The 16,351-nt window shown below is 69.4% G+C and carries 17 protein-coding genes; 4 read left to right on the top strand and 13 right to left on the bottom strand.

The window, feature by feature from the left end; genetic code table 11:
• Nucleotides 1-40: 40 nt before the first annotated feature.
• Nucleotides 41-1,360 carry an aspartate aminotransferase family protein gene (locus HDC34_RS02485; RefSeq protein WP_179555705.1) on the top strand — a complete coding sequence of 440 codons (1,320 nt, stop codon included), beginning with the start codon at nucleotides 41-43 and terminating at the stop codon, nucleotides 1,358-1,360.
• A 67-nt stretch (nucleotides 1,361-1,427) separates the two neighbouring features.
• Here HDC34_RS02485 and HDC34_RS02480 read toward each other — a convergent pair whose 3' ends face one another.
• From HDC34_RS02480 to HDC34_RS02465, 4 genes are all read right to left on the bottom strand, one after another.
• The gene (locus HDC34_RS02480; RefSeq protein WP_179555704.1) at nucleotides 1,428-1,994 is read right to left on the bottom strand and encodes a hypothetical protein; all 567 of its coding nucleotides are present in this window, start codon (nucleotides 1,992-1,994) and stop codon (nucleotides 1,428-1,430) included.
• Between the two features lie 194 nt (nucleotides 1,995-2,188).
• Nucleotides 2,189-2,866, bottom strand: a complete 678-nt coding sequence (locus tag HDC34_RS02475; RefSeq protein WP_179555703.1) for a CE1759 family FMN reductase — start codon at nucleotides 2,864-2,866, stop codon at nucleotides 2,189-2,191.
• A gap of 106 nt (nucleotides 2,867-2,972) precedes the next feature.
• A complete protein-coding gene (locus tag HDC34_RS02470; protein ID WP_104244763.1) occupies nucleotides 2,973-4,139 on the bottom strand; it encodes an LLM class flavin-dependent oxidoreductase in 1,167 nt (388 codons plus the stop codon).
• Between the two features lie 103 nt (nucleotides 4,140-4,242).
• Nucleotides 4,243-5,214 (bottom strand): DMT family transporter, encoded by a 972-nt coding sequence (locus HDC34_RS02465; RefSeq protein ID WP_179555702.1) that lies wholly within the window; start codon nucleotides 5,212-5,214, stop codon nucleotides 4,243-4,245.
• Between the two features lie 70 nt (nucleotides 5,215-5,284).
• On the opposite strand from HDC34_RS02465, the gene HDC34_RS02460 reads away from it, so the two are divergent.
• Nucleotides 5,285-6,172, top strand: coding sequence for a LysR family transcriptional regulator (locus HDC34_RS02460; RefSeq protein ID WP_179555701.1), 888 nt, complete (start codon nucleotides 5,285-5,287; stop codon nucleotides 6,170-6,172).
• Here the strand turns inward: HDC34_RS02460 and HDC34_RS02455 are convergent.
• The 7 genes from HDC34_RS02455 to HDC34_RS02425 all read right to left on the bottom strand — a co-directional run bounded on the left by HDC34_RS02455 (nucleotide 6,169) and on the right by HDC34_RS02425 (nucleotide 12,907).
• A complete protein-coding gene (locus HDC34_RS02455; RefSeq protein ID WP_308807239.1) occupies nucleotides 6,169-6,762 on the bottom strand; it encodes a gluconokinase in 594 nt (197 codons plus the stop codon). The two genes, HDC34_RS02460 and HDC34_RS02455, sit on opposite strands and share 4 nt — an antisense overlap.
• The gene (locus HDC34_RS02450; protein ID WP_308807238.1) at nucleotides 6,759-7,835 is read right to left on the bottom strand and encodes an L-idonate 5-dehydrogenase; all 1,077 of its coding nucleotides are present in this window, start codon (nucleotides 7,833-7,835) and stop codon (nucleotides 6,759-6,761) included. The genes HDC34_RS02455 and HDC34_RS02450 overlap by 4 nt, the downstream gene beginning before the upstream one ends.
• Before the next feature lie 34 nt (nucleotides 7,836-7,869).
• Nucleotides 7,870-8,607, bottom strand: coding sequence for a fumarylacetoacetate hydrolase family protein (locus HDC34_RS02445; RefSeq protein WP_179555699.1), 738 nt, complete (start codon nucleotides 8,605-8,607; stop codon nucleotides 7,870-7,872).
• Entirely contained in the window at nucleotides 8,607-9,404 is a 798-nt protein-coding gene (locus tag HDC34_RS02440) for an SDR family oxidoreductase (protein ID WP_104313055.1), read from the bottom strand. The genes HDC34_RS02445 and HDC34_RS02440 overlap by 1 nt, the downstream gene beginning before the upstream one ends.
• The gene (locus tag HDC34_RS02435) at nucleotides 9,401-10,831 is read right to left on the bottom strand and encodes an MFS transporter (protein ID WP_258068323.1); all 1,431 of its coding nucleotides are present in this window, start codon (nucleotides 10,829-10,831) and stop codon (nucleotides 9,401-9,403) included. The genes HDC34_RS02440 and HDC34_RS02435 overlap by 4 nt, the downstream gene beginning before the upstream one ends.
• A 140-nt stretch (nucleotides 10,832-10,971) precedes the next feature.
• Complete coding sequence (locus HDC34_RS02430; protein ID WP_258066237.1) at nucleotides 10,972-11,784, bottom strand: IclR family transcriptional regulator; 813 nt, start codon at nucleotides 11,782-11,784, stop codon at nucleotides 10,972-10,974.
• A gap of 64 nt (nucleotides 11,785-11,848) precedes the next feature.
• Nucleotides 11,849-12,907, bottom strand: coding sequence for a D-2-hydroxyacid dehydrogenase (locus HDC34_RS02425; protein WP_179555698.1), 1,059 nt, complete (start codon nucleotides 12,905-12,907; stop codon nucleotides 11,849-11,851).
• 97 nt (nucleotides 12,908-13,004) lie between these two features.
• On the opposite strand from HDC34_RS02425, the gene HDC34_RS02420 reads away from it, so the two are divergent.
• Nucleotides 13,005-13,892, top strand: coding sequence for an NAD(P)-dependent oxidoreductase (locus HDC34_RS02420; RefSeq protein ID WP_179555697.1), 888 nt, complete (start codon nucleotides 13,005-13,007; stop codon nucleotides 13,890-13,892).
• 21 nt (nucleotides 13,893-13,913) lie between these two features.
• On the opposite strand, the gene HDC34_RS02415 is transcribed toward HDC34_RS02420, so the two are convergent.
• Nucleotides 13,914-14,306, bottom strand: coding sequence for a GreA/GreB family elongation factor (locus HDC34_RS02415; RefSeq protein ID WP_258068326.1), 393 nt, complete (start codon nucleotides 14,304-14,306; stop codon nucleotides 13,914-13,916).
• A gap of 614 nt (nucleotides 14,307-14,920) precedes the next feature.
• Here HDC34_RS02415 and HDC34_RS02410 point away from each other — a divergent pair.
• Nucleotides 14,921-15,316 carry a hypothetical protein gene (locus tag HDC34_RS02410; RefSeq protein ID WP_179555696.1) on the top strand — a complete coding sequence of 132 codons (396 nt, stop codon included), beginning with the start codon at nucleotides 14,921-14,923 and terminating at the stop codon, nucleotides 15,314-15,316.
• On the opposite strand, the gene HDC34_RS02405 is transcribed toward HDC34_RS02410, so the two are convergent.
• On the bottom strand, nucleotides 15,300-16,307 hold the full coding sequence (locus HDC34_RS02405; RefSeq protein WP_179555695.1) for a YafY family protein: 1,008 nt from the start codon (nucleotides 16,305-16,307) through the stop codon (nucleotides 15,300-15,302). The two genes, HDC34_RS02410 and HDC34_RS02405, sit on opposite strands and share 17 nt — an antisense overlap.
• Between the last annotated feature and the right edge of the window lie 44 nt (nucleotides 16,308-16,351).

Genomic DNA, 16,351 nt, shown 5'->3' with positions numbered 1-16,351 from the left:
GTTCACCTGCTGCGCGCATCCGCGGCCGCAGAGTTGACGCATGACCGCCCCAACCGTGAGCCGTGCCGCCAGCAACACCGACGTTCGTGACCGCGACCTCGCGTCCGTGTTCCATTCATGGTCTGCCCAGGGCAAGATCTCCCCGCTCCCCGTTGCCCGGGGCGAGGGCGCCAAGCTCTGGGACCACGACGGCAACGAGTACCTCGACTTCTCGAGCCAGCTCGTGAACGTCACCATCGGCTACCAGCACCCGAAGGTCATCGCCGCCATCCAGGAGCAGGCCGCGCAGCTCATCACGATCGCCCCCGCGCACGCCAACGAGACCAGGGCGAGGGCCGCGGAGCTCATCCTGTCGCACGCCCCGGAAGGCTTCTCGAAGGTGTTCTTCACGAACGGCGGAGCGGATGCGATCGAGAACGCGATCCGCTTGGCCCGCCTCTCGACCGGGCGTGACAAGGTCGTCTCCCTATACCGCAGCTACCACGGCAACACGGGCGCGGCGATCGTCGCTACCGGCGACTGGCGGCGCATCCCCAACGAGTATGCAACCGGGCACGTGCACGCCTTCGGGCCGTACCTGTACCGCTCGGAGTTCTGGGCTGAGACGCCTGAGCAGGAGAGCGAACGCGCGCTGCACCACCTCGAGCGCGTCGTCCAGGCCGAAGGGCCCGCCTCGGTCGCCGCCATCCTGATCGAGAGCATCCCGGGCACGGCCGGCGTGCTCATGCCGCCGCCCGGCTACCTGGCGGGTGTGCGCGAGATCTGCGACCGCTACGGCGTGCGCCTCATCCTCGACGAGGTCATGGCCGGATTCGGGCGCACCGGGGAGTGGTTCGCGTTCGACGCCTTCGACGTGCGCCCCGACCTCATCACCTTCGCGAAGGGCGTCAACTCCGGGTACGTGCCCGTCGGCGGGGTTGTCATCTCCGAGGAGATCGCGGCCCAGTTCGACGAGCAGGTCTTCCCGGGCGGTCTCACCTACTCGGGGCATCCGCTCGCCGCCGCCTCGATCGTCGCGACGCTCGAGACCATGGCAGAGGAGGGCATTGTCGAGAACGCGACCCGCCTCGGCCGTGACGTCATCAGGCCAGCCCTGCACGAGCTCGCGGCCCGCCACGAGGTGGTGGGGGAAGTGCGCGGCAAGGGCGTCTTCTGGGCGATCGAGCTCGTGAGCGACCCCGTGACCCGGTCGCCGCTCGCCGCCGCCGACATGGCCACCATCAAGTCGCGGCTCGTCGCGCGCGGCCTGCTGCCTTTCGTCGCCGACAACCGCATCCACGTCGTGCCACCCGCCGTCATCGCCGACGCGGATGCACGCCGTGGCATCGCGATCATCGACGAGGTGCTGGCCGGCTTCTAGGCGCTCGCCAGCACGCGGCTCGGCGGATGCGCTGCAGGCCAGGCGTGCGTCGGCCGCGGGAGGCGCGCTACTTGCCCTTGGGCGTCGGGATGAGCGCGATCAGCGTCGTGATGCCGCCGATGGCAAGCCCGGTCTTGGTGTGCGCGGCTGTCACTCCTCGTTCGGCGCGGCGCTCGCCGAACCGATAGATCCCACGCTCGGCGGCCGCGATTCCGACGACGGTCGCGAGCGCACCTGCGACGCCGACTCCGCTGAGGGCTGCCCGCCTCGCCGGGGTGAGCGAGAGCCAGAACGCGGAGAAGCTGTTCTCCGTCGAGCCAGTGCCGCCCTCGTCACGGGATCCCTCGGCTGGATGCGGCGCGTCGTTCTCGTCGCGCGGGCCGCCGATGAGCTCGCCGGGTGCCTGCGCCGCCGGCTGCACCAGCAGATCCGAGTCTTCGAGGGCTCCCTGCTTCGCGTCGCGATACTCGAGAACCGCCAGCCCGGTGATGCCGAGCGTGATCGCGGTCTTCAGGACACCGCGAGCCGCCTTCGAGGGGATGAAGTCGGGGGTGGCGTAATAGGCGGCGGTCAGCAGCCCCTGCCCGGTCGAGAGGATCGCGCGATTGACGAAGGCCTTGCTCTGGGAAGTCATGAGGAGCAGTCTCCCGAGTGCACCTGACCAGACCCTCCGCGTCGGCCCGTCGGCGCTTCATCCGCCGCAGCCGCTGCGCATCCAGTGACGGCGCAGCCACCGGCCGCACAGCCACCGACTCGGGATGGCGAAGTCACTTCGCCTCGGAGAACTTTCCTCAACGAAGTGACTTCGCCATCCCGAGTCGGGTGCGGCTAGCTCGCGCCGCCGCCTGCGGCCATGCGCATGAGGTCGGAGCCCAGCTCGATGCCCAGCTCGGTTCCGCCCGCGCTGCCGAGCTCGTGCTGGTAGCCGCCCCAGTTGTCGCCGCGGATCGTCTGCTCGACGCCGGCTTCCATGAGGGCGAGCAGTTCGACGGATGCGCGTTCGATGCGGGATCCGAGGCCCGTGTCCTGCCAGTCCTCGGTGGAGGCGAACAGCGACGTCGGCACGGTCATGGTGCGCAGGTAGGCGAACATGGACCGCATCTGCTCGTCGACGACCAGCGCGTGGCGCGCGGTGCCCGCCGTCGCGGCGAGGACGACCGGCTTCGCGATGAGGAGGTCGTTGTCGAGCGTCTGGAAGAACGAGGTGAAGAGTCCGCTGGGCCCGGCCTTGTAGACGGGCGCGGCGGCGATGATGCCGTCGGCGTCGCGAAGCGCGCCGATGGCACGCTCGAACTGCGGGCCGAAGCTCTGCGAGCCGAGGGCGGCTGGGAGTTCGGGGAGGAGCATCCGCAGATCGATGTGCGTCGATACAACGTCGCGTCCGCGAGTGGATGCGAGCTTCGCGACGCCGCGCTCGATGCGGTCGGCGAGCAGCTTCGTCGATGACGGATCGCTGATGCCGGCGTTGACGACGACGAGCCGGTAGGCGCCTTGTGCGTTGGTCATGAGAGTCCTTCTGAGCATGTTCGAGCGGGGATGCGGAATCGGTGGTGGGCGGATGCGCGCGGCCGGCCGACGGGGCCGGCCCCGCGCATCCGCTCAACGGCGGGAGCTACGCGACGAGCGCGGTGTCCTGGTAGGGCGAGGAGCCGGTGACGTTGTCACCGCGGTTCTCGTTGGGGCGCGGCTGACGCGGGGCGGCGTCGCCGTACTTGGCGAGGACGAGCGACTCGTGGGTGGGGGCGTCCGGCACCTCGGCGGGGCGGAGCGCCTCGAGTTCGCGACGCAGCACGGGCACGACTTCGGAGCCGAGCAGCTCGAGCTGGTCGAGCACCATGCCGAGGGGCAGGCCGGCGTGGTCCATGAGGAACAGCTGGCGCTGGTAGTCGCCGAAGTGCTCGCGGAAGGTCAGGGTCTTGTCGATGACTTCCTGCGGGCTGCCGACGGAGAGCGGCGTCTGCTGCATGAAGTCCTCCATGCGCGGGCCGTGGCCGTAGACGGGCGCCTCGTTGAAGTAGGGGCGGAACTGGTCCTTCGCGTCCTGCGAGTTCTTGGCGATGAACGCCTGCCCGCCGAGGCCGACGATCGCCTGCGACGCCTTGCCGTGGCCGTAGTGCTCGTAGCGCTGGCGGTAGAAGTCGATGAGGCGCATGTAGTGCTCCTTCGGCCAGAAGATGTTGTTCGCGAAGAACCCGTCGCCGTAGAACGCGGCCTGCTCGGCGATCTCCGGGGTGCGGATGGAGCCGTGCCAGACGAAGGGTGCCACGTCGTCGAGGGGGCGGGGCGTGGAGGTGAAGCCCTGCAGGGGTGTGCGGAACTTGCCTTCCCAGTCGACGACGTCCTCGCGCCAGAGGCGGTGGAGGAGGTTGTAGTTCTCGAGGGCGAGGGGCAGGCCGGAGCGGATGTCCTTGCCGAACCACGGGTAGACGGGGGCGGTGTTGCCGCGGCCGAGCATGAGGTCCATGCGCCCCTTGGAGAGGTGCTGCAGCATCGCGTATTCCTCGGCGATGCGCACGGGGTCGTTGGTCGTGATGAGCGTTGTGGAGGTGGAGACGCGGAGGGTCTTCGTGAGGGCGGCGATGTGCGAGAGGAGCACGGCGGGCGATGACGAGAAGAAGGGCGGGTTGTGGTGCTCGCCGATCGCGAAGACGTCGAGGCCGACCTCTTCGGTCTTCTGGGCGATCTTGACGATCGCGTCGATGCGCTCGGCCTCGCTCGGCGTCTCGCCGGTGACCGGGTTGCGTGTGATGTCGCTGACGGAGAAGATTCCGAACTGCATGATCAGCCCTTTCGTTGTTGATGCACGGGGCTGGTAGGTCCGGAAGGGGAAGGATCCTGAGTCCCAACTCCATGCATATGCATACAACGCGATGCGGGCGGAACTATTCCCGCGTCTTCGAACTTGCCGGCAGCGCGCCGTCAGCAGGCATCTCGACCACACTTCGCGCGCGCATCCAGGGCACACGCCCCTGGCTCGCGAGCACGCCGAGCACGACGATGAGGCCGCCGAGCGGCTGGTTCCAGTGCACCGACTCGCCGAGCACCACGACGCCGAGCACGACGCCGACAACCGGGGAGAGATAGGTCACGGTCGATGCACGCGCCGGCCCCCAGTCACGCAGGATGCGGTTGTACCAGATGTAGGCGACGCCAGTCCCGAGCACCCCGAGCCCGGCAACGGCCAGGAGCACCGGCACGTCGAGCGACACCTCACCCCGTGCGGTGAACGGCGCGAGCACCCACGCGATGACCGCGGCCAGGCCGATCTGCACGGTCGAGAGCGTGATCGTGTCGTAGCCCGAGCTGCTTAGGAAGCGGCGCACATAGAGGCCCGCGAAGCCGTAGGAGACTGTGGCACCGAGGCACGCGAGCTGGGCGGGCAGCAGCTCGGGAGCCTGATCGACGCCGACGAGCCGCCAGGGAGCAGCAAGCACGACGACTCCACCCAAGCCGACCATCAGGCCGACGATCTGGGTGCGCGTGAGACGCTGGCCGGCGAGCACGAGCGGCATGAGCAGCAGCGTCATGATCGGCGTCGTCGCGTTGTAGATGCTCGAGAGACTGCTCGGCAGGTACTGTCCCGCCCACGCGAACAGCGAATACGGAATGACCGCGAGCGCGAGCGATACGACCAGCATGTGCAACCAGACCGCGCGGCCCCTCGGCCAGCTTCGGCGAGTGACGAGCATGATCGCGACGAGCGCGACAGCCCCCAGCGTCAGACGCCCGAGCACGAGCTGGGCGGGGCTGAGCCCCTCGAGTCCCACCTTCATGAAGAGGAAGCTCGCACCCCAGACGAGCGACAGGGCGACGAAGACGGCGACGGTGCCGCGGGTGTTGTCGGAAGGACTCATGGGGCTTATTGTTGGCCGCACCCCCATATGAGGCAAATGCATTCGCCTCATCCCCGCATGAGGAGAACTCATGAGCGTCACCATCGCCCAACTTCGGGCTCTTGTCACGGTCGTCGATCGTGCGTCGTTCACCGAGGCGGCGATCGAACTCGGCGTCGGGCAGTCTGCGGTCTCGCATTCGGTGACCGGACTCGAGAAGGCCTTGGGTGGACGCGTCCTCCGCCGCGACGGTGGGATCGCCCTGACGGCGCTCGGCAGCGGCGTCATCGAGCACGCACGCGCGGCGCTTGCGTCCGTCGCGGCGTTGGAGAGCGCCGTGCGCAGAGATGACACGCTGACCGGCACCATCCGCCTCGGCGCCGTGGCGACCGTCTGCCAGGGGCTGGTGCCCGACCTGCTGGCTCTGTGGTCGGCTCGACTCCCTAACATCACCGTGTCCATCTACGAGGGCGACGACGACGAGATGCCCGAGTGGCTCGAGGCGGGCCTCGTCGACGCCGCGGTGCTCGTCGAACCGGCCGCCACTTCACCCGGTGCGCTGCTCGTCGCGACGGACGAGTTCGCGGCACTTGTCCCGGCCGACCATCCGCTGGCGCAGCAGGACTCCATCCCGCTCCACGAACTCGACGACGACGGGCTCATCGTCTCGACGGGTGGATGCGAGACCCACGTCAGGCGGATGCACGACGAGCTGGGGCTGCCCTACGTCTTCTCGCACCGCGTGCGCGAGATGAGCACGATGTTCCGCATGGTGCAGCAGGGCATGGGTGTGGCCGTCATCCCGTCGCTCGGTCGCGGCATGCTCCCGGACGATCTCGTGATGCGCCCGCTCACGGCCCGCCGACCGCGGCGGCTTGTGCTGTCCGGGCCGAGCACCCGCCCGTGGCATCCACTGGTGGACGCCCTCGTCGACGCGACGGGCGCCGACTTCGCGAGCACGGTGAAGGTCGAGCTCTAACCGCCGGCCGCCACCGACGCATCGGGTTCGGTGCCCGCGAGGTAGTCGACGACCGCCTCCACGATCTCGGCCGGTGTCTCCGCGACGTCGACCACGACCCCCGCCTCCCAGGCGGCGAGCGGTTCGAGCACCTCGAACTGGCTGTCGAGGAGGGTCGTCGGCATGTACTCGTGCTGACGAGTCGCGAGGCGGGAGGCCACGAGGTCACGCTGGCCGGCGAGGTGGACGAACTGCAGCTCGGGCACGCTCGAGCGCAGCAGCTCCCGGTACCAGCGCTTGAGTGCCGAGCACGCGACGATCGTCGTCCGACCCTCCGCCGCGTTGGCGGCGATGGACGCACCGACGACCTTGAGCCACGGCACCCGGTCCTCGTCCTCGAGCGGCGTCCCGGCCGCCATCTTCGTCTTGTTGGCGACCGGGTGCAGGTCGTCGCTGTCGATGAAGGTCACGCCGAGCCGCTCCGCCAGCGCCGAGCCGATCGTCGTCTTGCCCGTGCCCTGCACACCCATGACGATCATGGGCGGGTGGGTGAGGGCGGGATGCCCGGCTGCGGTTGCGCGCGCCCGCCGTTCGGCCTGGTCAGAGCTCACGAGGCACCCCTTTCTACTGGTGATCCATCGTCCTCGGGGCCGAAGGAGAGCAGCACCTTCGACGAGCGGGATGCATCGCCGGCGACGGCGAACGCGTCGAGCGCCTGCTCGACGGGGAACTCGTGGGTGAGCACTGCATCCACGACGAGCGATCCGTCGGCGAGGGCGTCGATGACGGCGTCGATCTCGTCGGCGAAGCGGAACGAGCCGACGAGGGTCAGCTCGCGGGTGATCGCGAGAGAGAGGAGTGCTGGCACCTCGCCGCTGCGCTGCAGGCCGAGCAGGACGACACGCCCACCCCGCCCCGCGCCGCGGATGGCGCTCGCGAGCCCGGGCACGGTGCCGGACGATTCGATGACGACGTCGGCGTGCACTGCGGCGATCGCGTCGGCATCGCGCGCGTCGACGACGCGGCTGGCGCCGAGCTCGGTCGCGACGGCGAGCGGCAGCTCGTGGAGGTCGCTCGCGATGATCTCGCCCGCGCCGTGGTGCTTCAGCACGGCGACCACGAGCGCCCCGATCGGGCCGGCGCCGATGACGAGCACCCGCTTGCCCCGGACCTCGCCGGCCTGCCCGACGCCATGCCACGCGACAGCGGCCGGCTCTGCGAGCGACGCCAGCTTGAGGTCGAGCCGGTCCGGCAGCACGCGGAGCATGCGTGCCGGGAGGGCGACTCGGCGCGCAAAGGCCCCCTGCGTGTGCGGGATGCGAGCGGCAGAGCCGAGGTAGGTGCCGGCCGGCGAGAGGTTCGGTCGATCGTCCGGGAAGGGCGTCTCTCCGTCGTCGCCGGGCGTGGCCGGGTGGACCGCCACGCGCTGTCCGACGGAGGGGCCGCTGCCGTCGGCGGCGGCGTGGAGGACGGTGCCGACGATCTCGTGGCCGAGGACCAGCGGGTCGCGGAGGATGGACTCGCCGGCTGCCCCGTGCATCCAGTAGTGCAGGTCGGACCCGCAGACGCCACCGTAGGCGATCGCGACAACGGCCTCGTCTGTGGCGGGCGTGGGCTCTGGCAGCACGTCGAGCCGGAGATCGTCCTTGCCGTGCGCGACGACTGCGAGGTTCTCCTGGGTCACAAGCACCCTCCCTGGGCCTCGGGGCGGGCCTGGTTCACACGCACGGGGTGACGAGGGGCACGCCCGCGACGGTGATCTCGACGAGGTCGCCCGGCTCGGCGGGGAACGCCGACTTGGGGGCGCCCGTCATGATGATGTCGCCGGGGCCGAGTGGCACCCAGCTCGTGACGTAGGCGACGCACTCGGCAACGCCGGCGGGCAGCTCGTGGCTGCCGGTGAGCACCGTGCGCTCGCCGTTGATGCGGACCTCGAGCTCGGCGCTCGCAAGGTCGGCGCTCGTCTCGATCCACGGTCCGAGCGGCGTGTAGCCGACGCCGCCCTTGCCCTCGAAGTTGCGCGGGTCGACGCTGCCGCGCTCGGGGTTGGAGATGTCGTTGACGGCGGTGAGGCCGAGGATGACGGTGTGGGCGTCCTCGGCGGATACGTCGGCCGCGTCACGACCGATGACGATGCACACCTCCCCCTCGATGACGACCTTGCCGACGTTGCGGCGCAGCTCGACGGGGGTGCCGCTCGGCACGACCGTCCGGGGGCTCTTCAGCCAGGCCTGCACGGGTGAGGGGTGCTCTGGCCCGTTCTGCGCGATGCCGACGACGATGCGCGGCTCGGCCGGCGCGAGCAGCGTCGCGTCGGCGACCGGATCGCCCTGCCGCGCGGGTTCCTCCCCGCGCGCGAAGGCCTCGTAGGGGTCACTGCACGGCACCCACGAGTCGCCCTCGGCGAACGCGTGCGTGACCGTTCCGTCACTGGTCTGGATCCTGGAGATTCGCATCACACAACCGCCGTCATTCCGCCATCGACATAGATCGTCTGGCCGTTCACGAACGCCGAAGCGTCACTGGAGAGGAACACGAGCGTACCGACAAGCTCATCCACGTGGCCCCAACGCCCGGCCGGGGTGCGCTGCGCGACCCAGGCTGAGAACTCTGCGTCGTCGACGAGCGCCTTGGTGAGCTCGGTGGCGAAGTAGCCGGGCGCGAGCGCGTTCACCGTGATCCCCGACGGGGCGAGGTCGGCGCAGAGCCCCTTCGTGAGCATCACGATGGCGCCCTTCGTCGCGCTGTACGGCGCGATCGAGGGCCGGGCGATCTGCGACTGCACGCTGCCGATGTTGACGATCTTCCCGCTGCCCCGCGATTGCATGCCTCTGGCCACCCGTCGCGAGAGGAGGAACGCGCTCGTGAGGTTCGTGGCGAGCAGCTCGTGCCAGTCGGCATCGGAGAACTCGGCGATCGGGGCGCGCCGCTGGATGCCCGCGTTGTTGACGAGGATGTCGACGGTGCCGATGCTCGCCTCGAGTTCGCTGATACCCGCATCCACCGCCGCCGCGTCGGTCACGTCGAAGGTCGAGACGATCGGCTCGGACGCTGTGCCCGCGAGGCCGAGCGTCTCGGCGATGGATGCGGCGGTGCGCTCTGCCTTCGCTCGGTCGCGCCCGTGCACCACCACCCGCGCGCCCGCTGCTGCGAGACCGCCCGCGAGTGCGCGGCCGATGCCCTGGCTCGACCCCGTGACGAGGGCCGTCCGCCCGGTCAGATCGAACGACTTGAGTCCGACCGGCAGGCTCATCGCCCGCTCCCGGCCGCAACCGGCGCGGCCTCGTAGACGTCCTGCAGGTCGATCAAACCGGTGTCCTCTTCGTCGGTGGAGACGCGGATCGCGTCCTCCTTGCGGAGCAGGTCGCGCCCCTTCGTCTCGGGGACGAGGAACGTGGCTGCGGTGGTGATGGCGGCGAGTGTCGCGAGGTAGAGCCCCATGACCACCCAGTTTCCGCCGGTGAGGGTGAGCAGCCAGGTGCCGAGCACACCGGCGAGGCCGCCGGCGAGCACCGCGGAGATCTCTCGAGCCATCGCGACGCCGAGGTAGCGGTGCTTGTTGCCGAACAGTTCGGGGAGCATGGCGCACTGGGGTCCGAGCATCGAGTTGACGGCCACGCCGATGCCCACCGCGATGACCGCGATCGTGAGCGGCCCGTTGCCGAGCGAGAGCATCCACCAGGCAGGGAAGGCGAAGAGCAGCATGAACACCGCTCCGAAGCGGTAGACGGCGCGGCGGCCGAACTTGTCGGAGAGGTGGCCGGTGAGGGGCACCGAGAAGATGCCGATGAGCGAGCCGATCGTGACACCCCACGTTGCGACGCCACGGTCGACGGGGTTCGCGATGAAGGTGCCTGCCACGAACGCGAGCGACACGTTCTGGAAGATGTACGAGCCGCCGTTCTCGGCCATGCGAAGGCCGATGCCGGTGATGACGCCGGGCATGCCGCGCGTGAAGATCTCGCGGATGGGGCGGTCGGAGACCTGGTCGCTCTTCTCGAGCTCGACGAACGTCGGCGTCTCGCGGAGGCGCATACGGATGAAGAGCGCGACGAGGATGAGCAGGAACGATGCGAGGAACGGGACACGCCAGCCCCACGAGAGGAACGCCTCGTCCGGCATGAGGGTCAGGAGGCTGAAGACGACGGCGGCGAGGAGGGTGCCGGCCTGGATGCCCACGAAGGGCAGCGCCGAGAAGAAGCCGCGACGCTTGACGGGGGCGTACTCGGCCATGAGCACGGTGGCCCCGGCCTGCTCGGCTCCGGCGCCGAAGCCCTGAGCCAGGCGCAGCAGCACGAGCAGCGCTGGAGCCCAGAGGCCGATGGTCTCGTAGGTGGGGAGAAGCCCGATGGCCGTCGAGGCGCCGCCCATGAGGAGGATGGTGATGACGAGCACGCCCTTGCGGCCGAGGCGGTCGCCCATGGTGCCGAAGAAGAGGCCGCCGAAGGGGCGGGCGACGAAGCCGACGCCGTAGATCGCGAAGGCGCCGATGACGGCGACGGCCGGGTCGCTCTGGTCGAAGAAGAGCTTGTTGAAGACGAGCGCCGTCATGAGCCCGTAGAGCGCGAAGTCGAAGTACTCGAGGGCGGAGCCGATGCTGGAGGCCAGCGTGGCTCGGCGCAGGTTGTCGGCGTACTCCGGGTCGTCGGACGGCACGGGGGGCCGGGGGGTCTCAGTCACGGAACATCTCCTTTGATGTGCGGATTGCCGCGGCGTGGGTGACCGAGGCGTCCGGTGGTGCATGCTTCTCACCCCAAGCTAACACTCCACTGGACGACGTTCAACACTTTGAACGCTACGGTTTCGTGAGACCTGGGGAACTACCTCCCGGCGAGCGGGTTCGTGAGCTCCTTGGCAGCCTCGATGAGCGCCTCGCCGACCCTCGCGACGTGCTCTTCACTCGCGAGCTCCGTCGGCAGCGCGGCCCCGAGCGCGAACGGAGGATCGCTCGGCGACCAGGAAGCGAGCGGCACCGCGACCCCCGTCACCCCGCCGACCGAGCCGTTCGCGTCGATCGAGTAGCCGCGCTCACGCGCGACCGCGAGGCAGTCGAGCAGCTCCCGTGTCGTGCCGATGCTCTGCGGCGTCAGCTTGGGGAAGGGTGCGGATGCGCCCACGAGGTCGACAACCTCCTCGTCGTCCAGGCGCATGAGCAATGCCCGGCCAGACGCGGTGAGAGCCGCTGGCAGGCGCGACCCGAGCGGCGTGCCCAGCTGATAGCGTCGCCGCCCCTCGTGCCGGGCGAGGTAGACCGTGTCAGGCCCGTCGAGCATGACCACCTGCACCAGTTCACTGCGCAGCACCAGCGATGCGTCGCACACCCCGAAGAACTCGCGGATCTGGTTGAACTGCTGCGCGTAGGCTCCGCCGAGCTCGGCCGTGCGCCTGCCGAGCTGGTACCCCTGCGGCACGCGCTGCAGCATCCGCCCTTCCTCGAGCACCGTCACGAGGTTCGCCGTCGAGGACTTCGCGATGCCGAGGGCTCTCGCGATATCGCTGAGCGTCATGGGCGCGCCGTCCGCCTCGGCGAGCAGCGTCAGGATGCGCAGCGAGCGCGTGACGGCGGGCGCGAGGTCGCGCTCCGGTGCGTCCTGCTCGCCGGTCTTCGGTGATGCATCCGTTGCGTCTGGCACGGCGCCGCCCCTCGTGGTGAAACGTCCGGTGCTCGTCACGCTGCGACGAGCACCGGCCGTGGAATCAGTAGAACTCGACGATATCGACAACGTTCTTGAGCGGCTCGCCGTCGAGGAGCCTGCGCGCGTTCTCGGCGAAGAGCTTCGCGATGCGCGGCTCCTCGGCGCTCGAGAGTGCGGCAGTGTGCGGGCTGACGAGCACGTTCGGATGCGACCAGAGCGGACTCCCGGTCGGCAGCGGCTCGACCTCGAAGACGTCGAGCGCGGCGAAGCCGACGCGGCCGTCATCGAGCGCCTCAAGCAGCGCGGACTCGTCGATGACCGTTCCACGCCCCACGTTCGAGACGATGACGCCTGGCTTCACGTTCGCGAAGACCTCGGCGCTGAGCAGACCGGTCGTGACGTCGGTTCCGGGGAGGGTGACGACGATCGCGTCGGCTTCGGACACCGCGGACGCGAGCTCATCGATGGGCACGAGGCGGTCGACACCCTCGACGGCCTCGCCGCTGCGCGTCGTGCCGAGCACGGTTGCGCCGAGCGCCGAGAACTTCGCTGCGGCCGCCTTGCCGATGCCGCCGAGCCCGACGATGAGCACGGTCATCTCATCGAGCTGGCGCATCTCCCAGCGGTCCGTCCACCGCTTGGCCACCTGCTGCTGCTGGAGACGCGGGAGGTCCTTCGCCCCGGCGAGGACACCGAAGAGCGCGAACTCCGCGAGGGTTCCTCCGTGGACGCCGGCGCTCGTCGTGAAGACGATGCGCTCGAGCGCATCCTGGTCGAGACCGGCAGCCTTCACCTGCCCGCCGCCGCCAGCGGCGGTCGCGTGCACCCAGCGGAGTCGCGGGTTCGCGGCGACGGTGCGCGCAAGGGAGGCGGGGTCGACATCGGGAAGCCCGAACAGGATGTCCGCCGAGTCGACGAGCTCGTCGAATGCCGCCTGCTGCTCAGGAGTGCGTGTGACGCTCGGGTCGCCGGACCAGTCGGCGGGTCCGCGCATCGGACGGTAGAAGGAGTGGTCGCGCACGACCTCGAGGCGGGGCTCGAGACGCTCGATGAGCTGGCACAGCTCTTCGCTCAGGTCGACGGCGACGACCGCGCGCAGTGTCTGGGGGCTGTCAGTCATAGGATCCTCTTCGATTCGGTGGCGACAGGGAGAGCTTACGCTGATTCAACACTGTGAACACTGTCCTACACAATGTTCTCGGGGCTAGGGTGTGCTCATGACCACTGCTGCTCACTCCCCTCGCGTCGGCGTCCTCGGCCTCGGCGCCATGGGCCTGCCGATGGCGGGCCACCTGCTCTCTGCACACGGCACGCTGCACCTCACCGGCCGCCGCCCCGAGCGAGCGGCCGAGCTCGTCTCCGCCGGGGCCACCTGGCATAAGACACCGCGCGAGCTGGCCGCCGCCAGCGACGCGGTCCTCGTGATGCTGCCCGACCTGCCCGAGCTCGAGGCCGTGCTCGGCGGCGAAGACGGACTCCTCGCCGGCGCCGGCGAACTGCTCATCATGGTCGGATCGACCGTGTCGCCGACCGGGCTCCGCGAGCTGGCCGACCGCCTCGCCGCCGAAACCGACGGCCGAGTGCGCGTCGTCGACTCCCCCGTCTCCGGCGGGGAGGACGGCGCGAAGGCCGGCACGCTCTCCATCATGCTCGGCGGCCCGGACGACGACGTCGCCACCGCCGCGAGCATCCTGAACGCCTGCGGCCGCCCGGTGCACCTCGGTCCGCTCGGCGCGGGCGAGGTCGCGAAGGCCTGCAACCAAATGATCGTCTCGTCCACGATCCTGGCCCTCGGGGAGGCGAGCGTCCTCGCCGAACGAAGCGGCATCGACCTCGGCGTGCTCTGGGACCTGCTGGGCGGCGGCTACGCCGGTTCGAACCTGCTCGAGAGCAGGCGGGAGAAGCTCGTCTCCGGCGACGACTCCCCCTCCGGCGTCGCGAAGTACATGGTCAAGGACCTCACCTTCGCCGCCGACGTGGCGTCGGCCACAGGCACGAACACCGTGCTGCTCCCAACCCTCCGGGCGGCCTTCGACGAGCTCGTGGATGCTGGCCTCGGCGAGCGGGACATCGCCGTCACGAGGCGGTTCATCGCCGACCGGTGAGGGCTCTCACGCCCGTCGAGCTCAGGCGAACGGCACCGCTGCGAGGACGCTGACGCGCTGCTGTCCCGCCGGTGGCGTGAAGGTCACGGTGCTGCCGACCGTGCTGCCGACGAGCGCCCGGCCCAGAGGCGAGTCGGCTGAATAGACATCGACCTCGACCGTGGGATCCAGCCCGGCGAGCGCTCGACTGCCGAGCAGGAACGTCGCCTCCCGACCGGTGCTCTCGAAGCGGACGCTCACCTGCATGCCCGGCTCGACACGGCCGTCGTCGGGCTTCGCCGCCACCTCGGCGTGCTCGATGAGCCCACGCAGCTCGCGGGCTCGCGCCGACGACTGGGCACCTCCGCGCGTCAATTCGGCGAGCTCTTCCTGAAGTCGCTGCAATGCCGTCGGCGTCATCCAGATCTTTTCCACGACGTCCTCCATGTGATGCCGCAACGCGGCGCGGGTAAAACCCCCAGCCTAGCCCAGAAGGCACCGGAGCGAGCGATCGGTGACGGCCGAGATATATTCCTTGAAATGGGCTATGGTCATCCGGATACCGCCAGCTGAAGAAAAGGGAAGCGAGTATTTCGATGGCAGAGAGAAAATCCAGGGAAAGCGCGAAGAAGGCACCGCAGCTCACCCTGAAGGAACGTCGGGCGCAGAAGCGCGAGAAGACGCAGGCAGCCGATCCGTTCAAGCGGAAGAGCTAGCCCGCCGGGCGGGCGCAGCCACGGTGCGACTGCGCCCGCACCACTCCGCCGCCGGCCGCGCCAGTGCGATTCGAGCTGACGGCCAGAGCTCGCCGGAATCGTCGATCAATACATTGTGAAGCGTCACTGCTGTGGACAAGGAGTCACGCCATGACCTCGCCCGAGGCGGCCGCAGATTTCGCGGCGATCTCTCGCGGACCTCGTCGTCGCGAAATGCGTCTATTTCTGCTCGGCGACCCCCTGCCGTGCCTTTCCGCATTCTCGGCGACATATTCCCCCACCGGTTGCCCGGCACCGAATTCGGTGCTTTTCGATAAGAATCCAGCCGCCGCGGTGATCGGCGCCGACGCCTCCTCCGCGACAACGCGACGCCAGCTCGCGTGGACGCTGGACTCCACGATCAGGACGGCGATCGAGCTGTCGTCGCGACTCCCGGCGCTTCACCACGTGGTCGTCGTCCTGGACAACCCGACGCTCCCGTCCCGACTCGTCCTCAGATGCGCAGACCAGGCAGCCAATCGCATCCACGAGCAGGTCGCGCGCGAGCACGGTGACTACGTCGTCGTCACCTTCCTCGTCGTCACCGACGCAGTCGATCCCGGGACGCTTGCCGAGCGCATCCACGATCGGATCATGCAGGCACCTGCTTCTGACGTCGCAACAGCGCTGAGCTGGGATGAGGTCGAGCACGGCTCGATCGCGCAGGCCGCGATCAACGACTACCTGTGAGCTCGTCTTCCTGCGCGGCCCGCTCCGTGACCCCGCCGACCCCTGCGACCCGAGAGAGCCGTCGGCACCAATCTTCGAGCCGGTCGACGAGCTCCGGTGGCCCCACCACTTCACAGGGAGCCTCGAGCCGGGCGAGCAGGTAGACCACGTAGTCGAGTTCGTCAGTGCGCATGCGGACTTCGCTCCAGCCACCCTCGAGCTCGCTGACGCCTCCCCACTGGCCGACCTCCGCCCTCGCCAGCTCGGCCGGCACCTTCACGCGCACAACCGCCTCGTATCGCGCAGGGAGGTTCCGGATGCTGGCCTGCACGAACGCATCCGCATCACCTCCGGGGATGGGGCGGGACCCGAAGCGCTTCGGCCGAGACTCGACACGGCGCATCCGGTCAAGGCGGAATGTGCGCCAGTCGCCGGCGTCACCGTCGAACGCGACGAGGTACCAGCGCCTGGCGACCGGGACCAACGCGTGCGGCTCCACGAGGCGTTCCGAGAGCGCACCGTCGCGTTTCTCGTAGGCGAAAGCGAGCAGCGTGCGGTCGCGGCAGGCCGTGGCGACGCTCGCGAGCACGGCGACCTCCACCTGCGGCGCACCGTCGCGCGCCTGCGCCGCCGAGACCGTCGAGCCGATGCCCGCCGCCAGCTTGCGCACATGCATCGGCAGCACCGGGACGATCTTCGCGAGCGCACCGACCGCCGCATCCTGGACCCCCTGGACCCCGCTCGCCGTCACCGCCCGCAGCCCGAGCACGATCGCGAGCGCCTCCTCATCGCTGACCATGAGCGGCGGCAGCGAACCTCCCGCGCTGAGCCGATAGCCGCCGCCGAGACCGCGCGTGGTCTCCACCGGGTAGCCCAGCTCACGCAGCTGCTCGACGTCGCGGCGCAGGGTGCGCGGGCTCACCTCGAGCTTCGTCGCGAGTTCCTCTCCGGCCCAGAACCGGTGGTTCTGGAGGAGGGTGAGGAGCTGCAGCATGCGGGAGCCGGTGGACATGAATCAATCGTACGAACATTGCGGTCAAGCATTGACCGCAATGG

Origin of the sequence: Pseudoclavibacter sp. JAI123, from assembly GCF_013409665.1 — a bacterium.
GTDB lineage: Bacteria > Actinomycetota > Actinomycetes > Actinomycetales > Microbacteriaceae > Pseudoclavibacter.
Note: the sequence above shows the minus strand (reverse complement) of the source record. Positions and strands in the feature narration are given on the sequence as shown.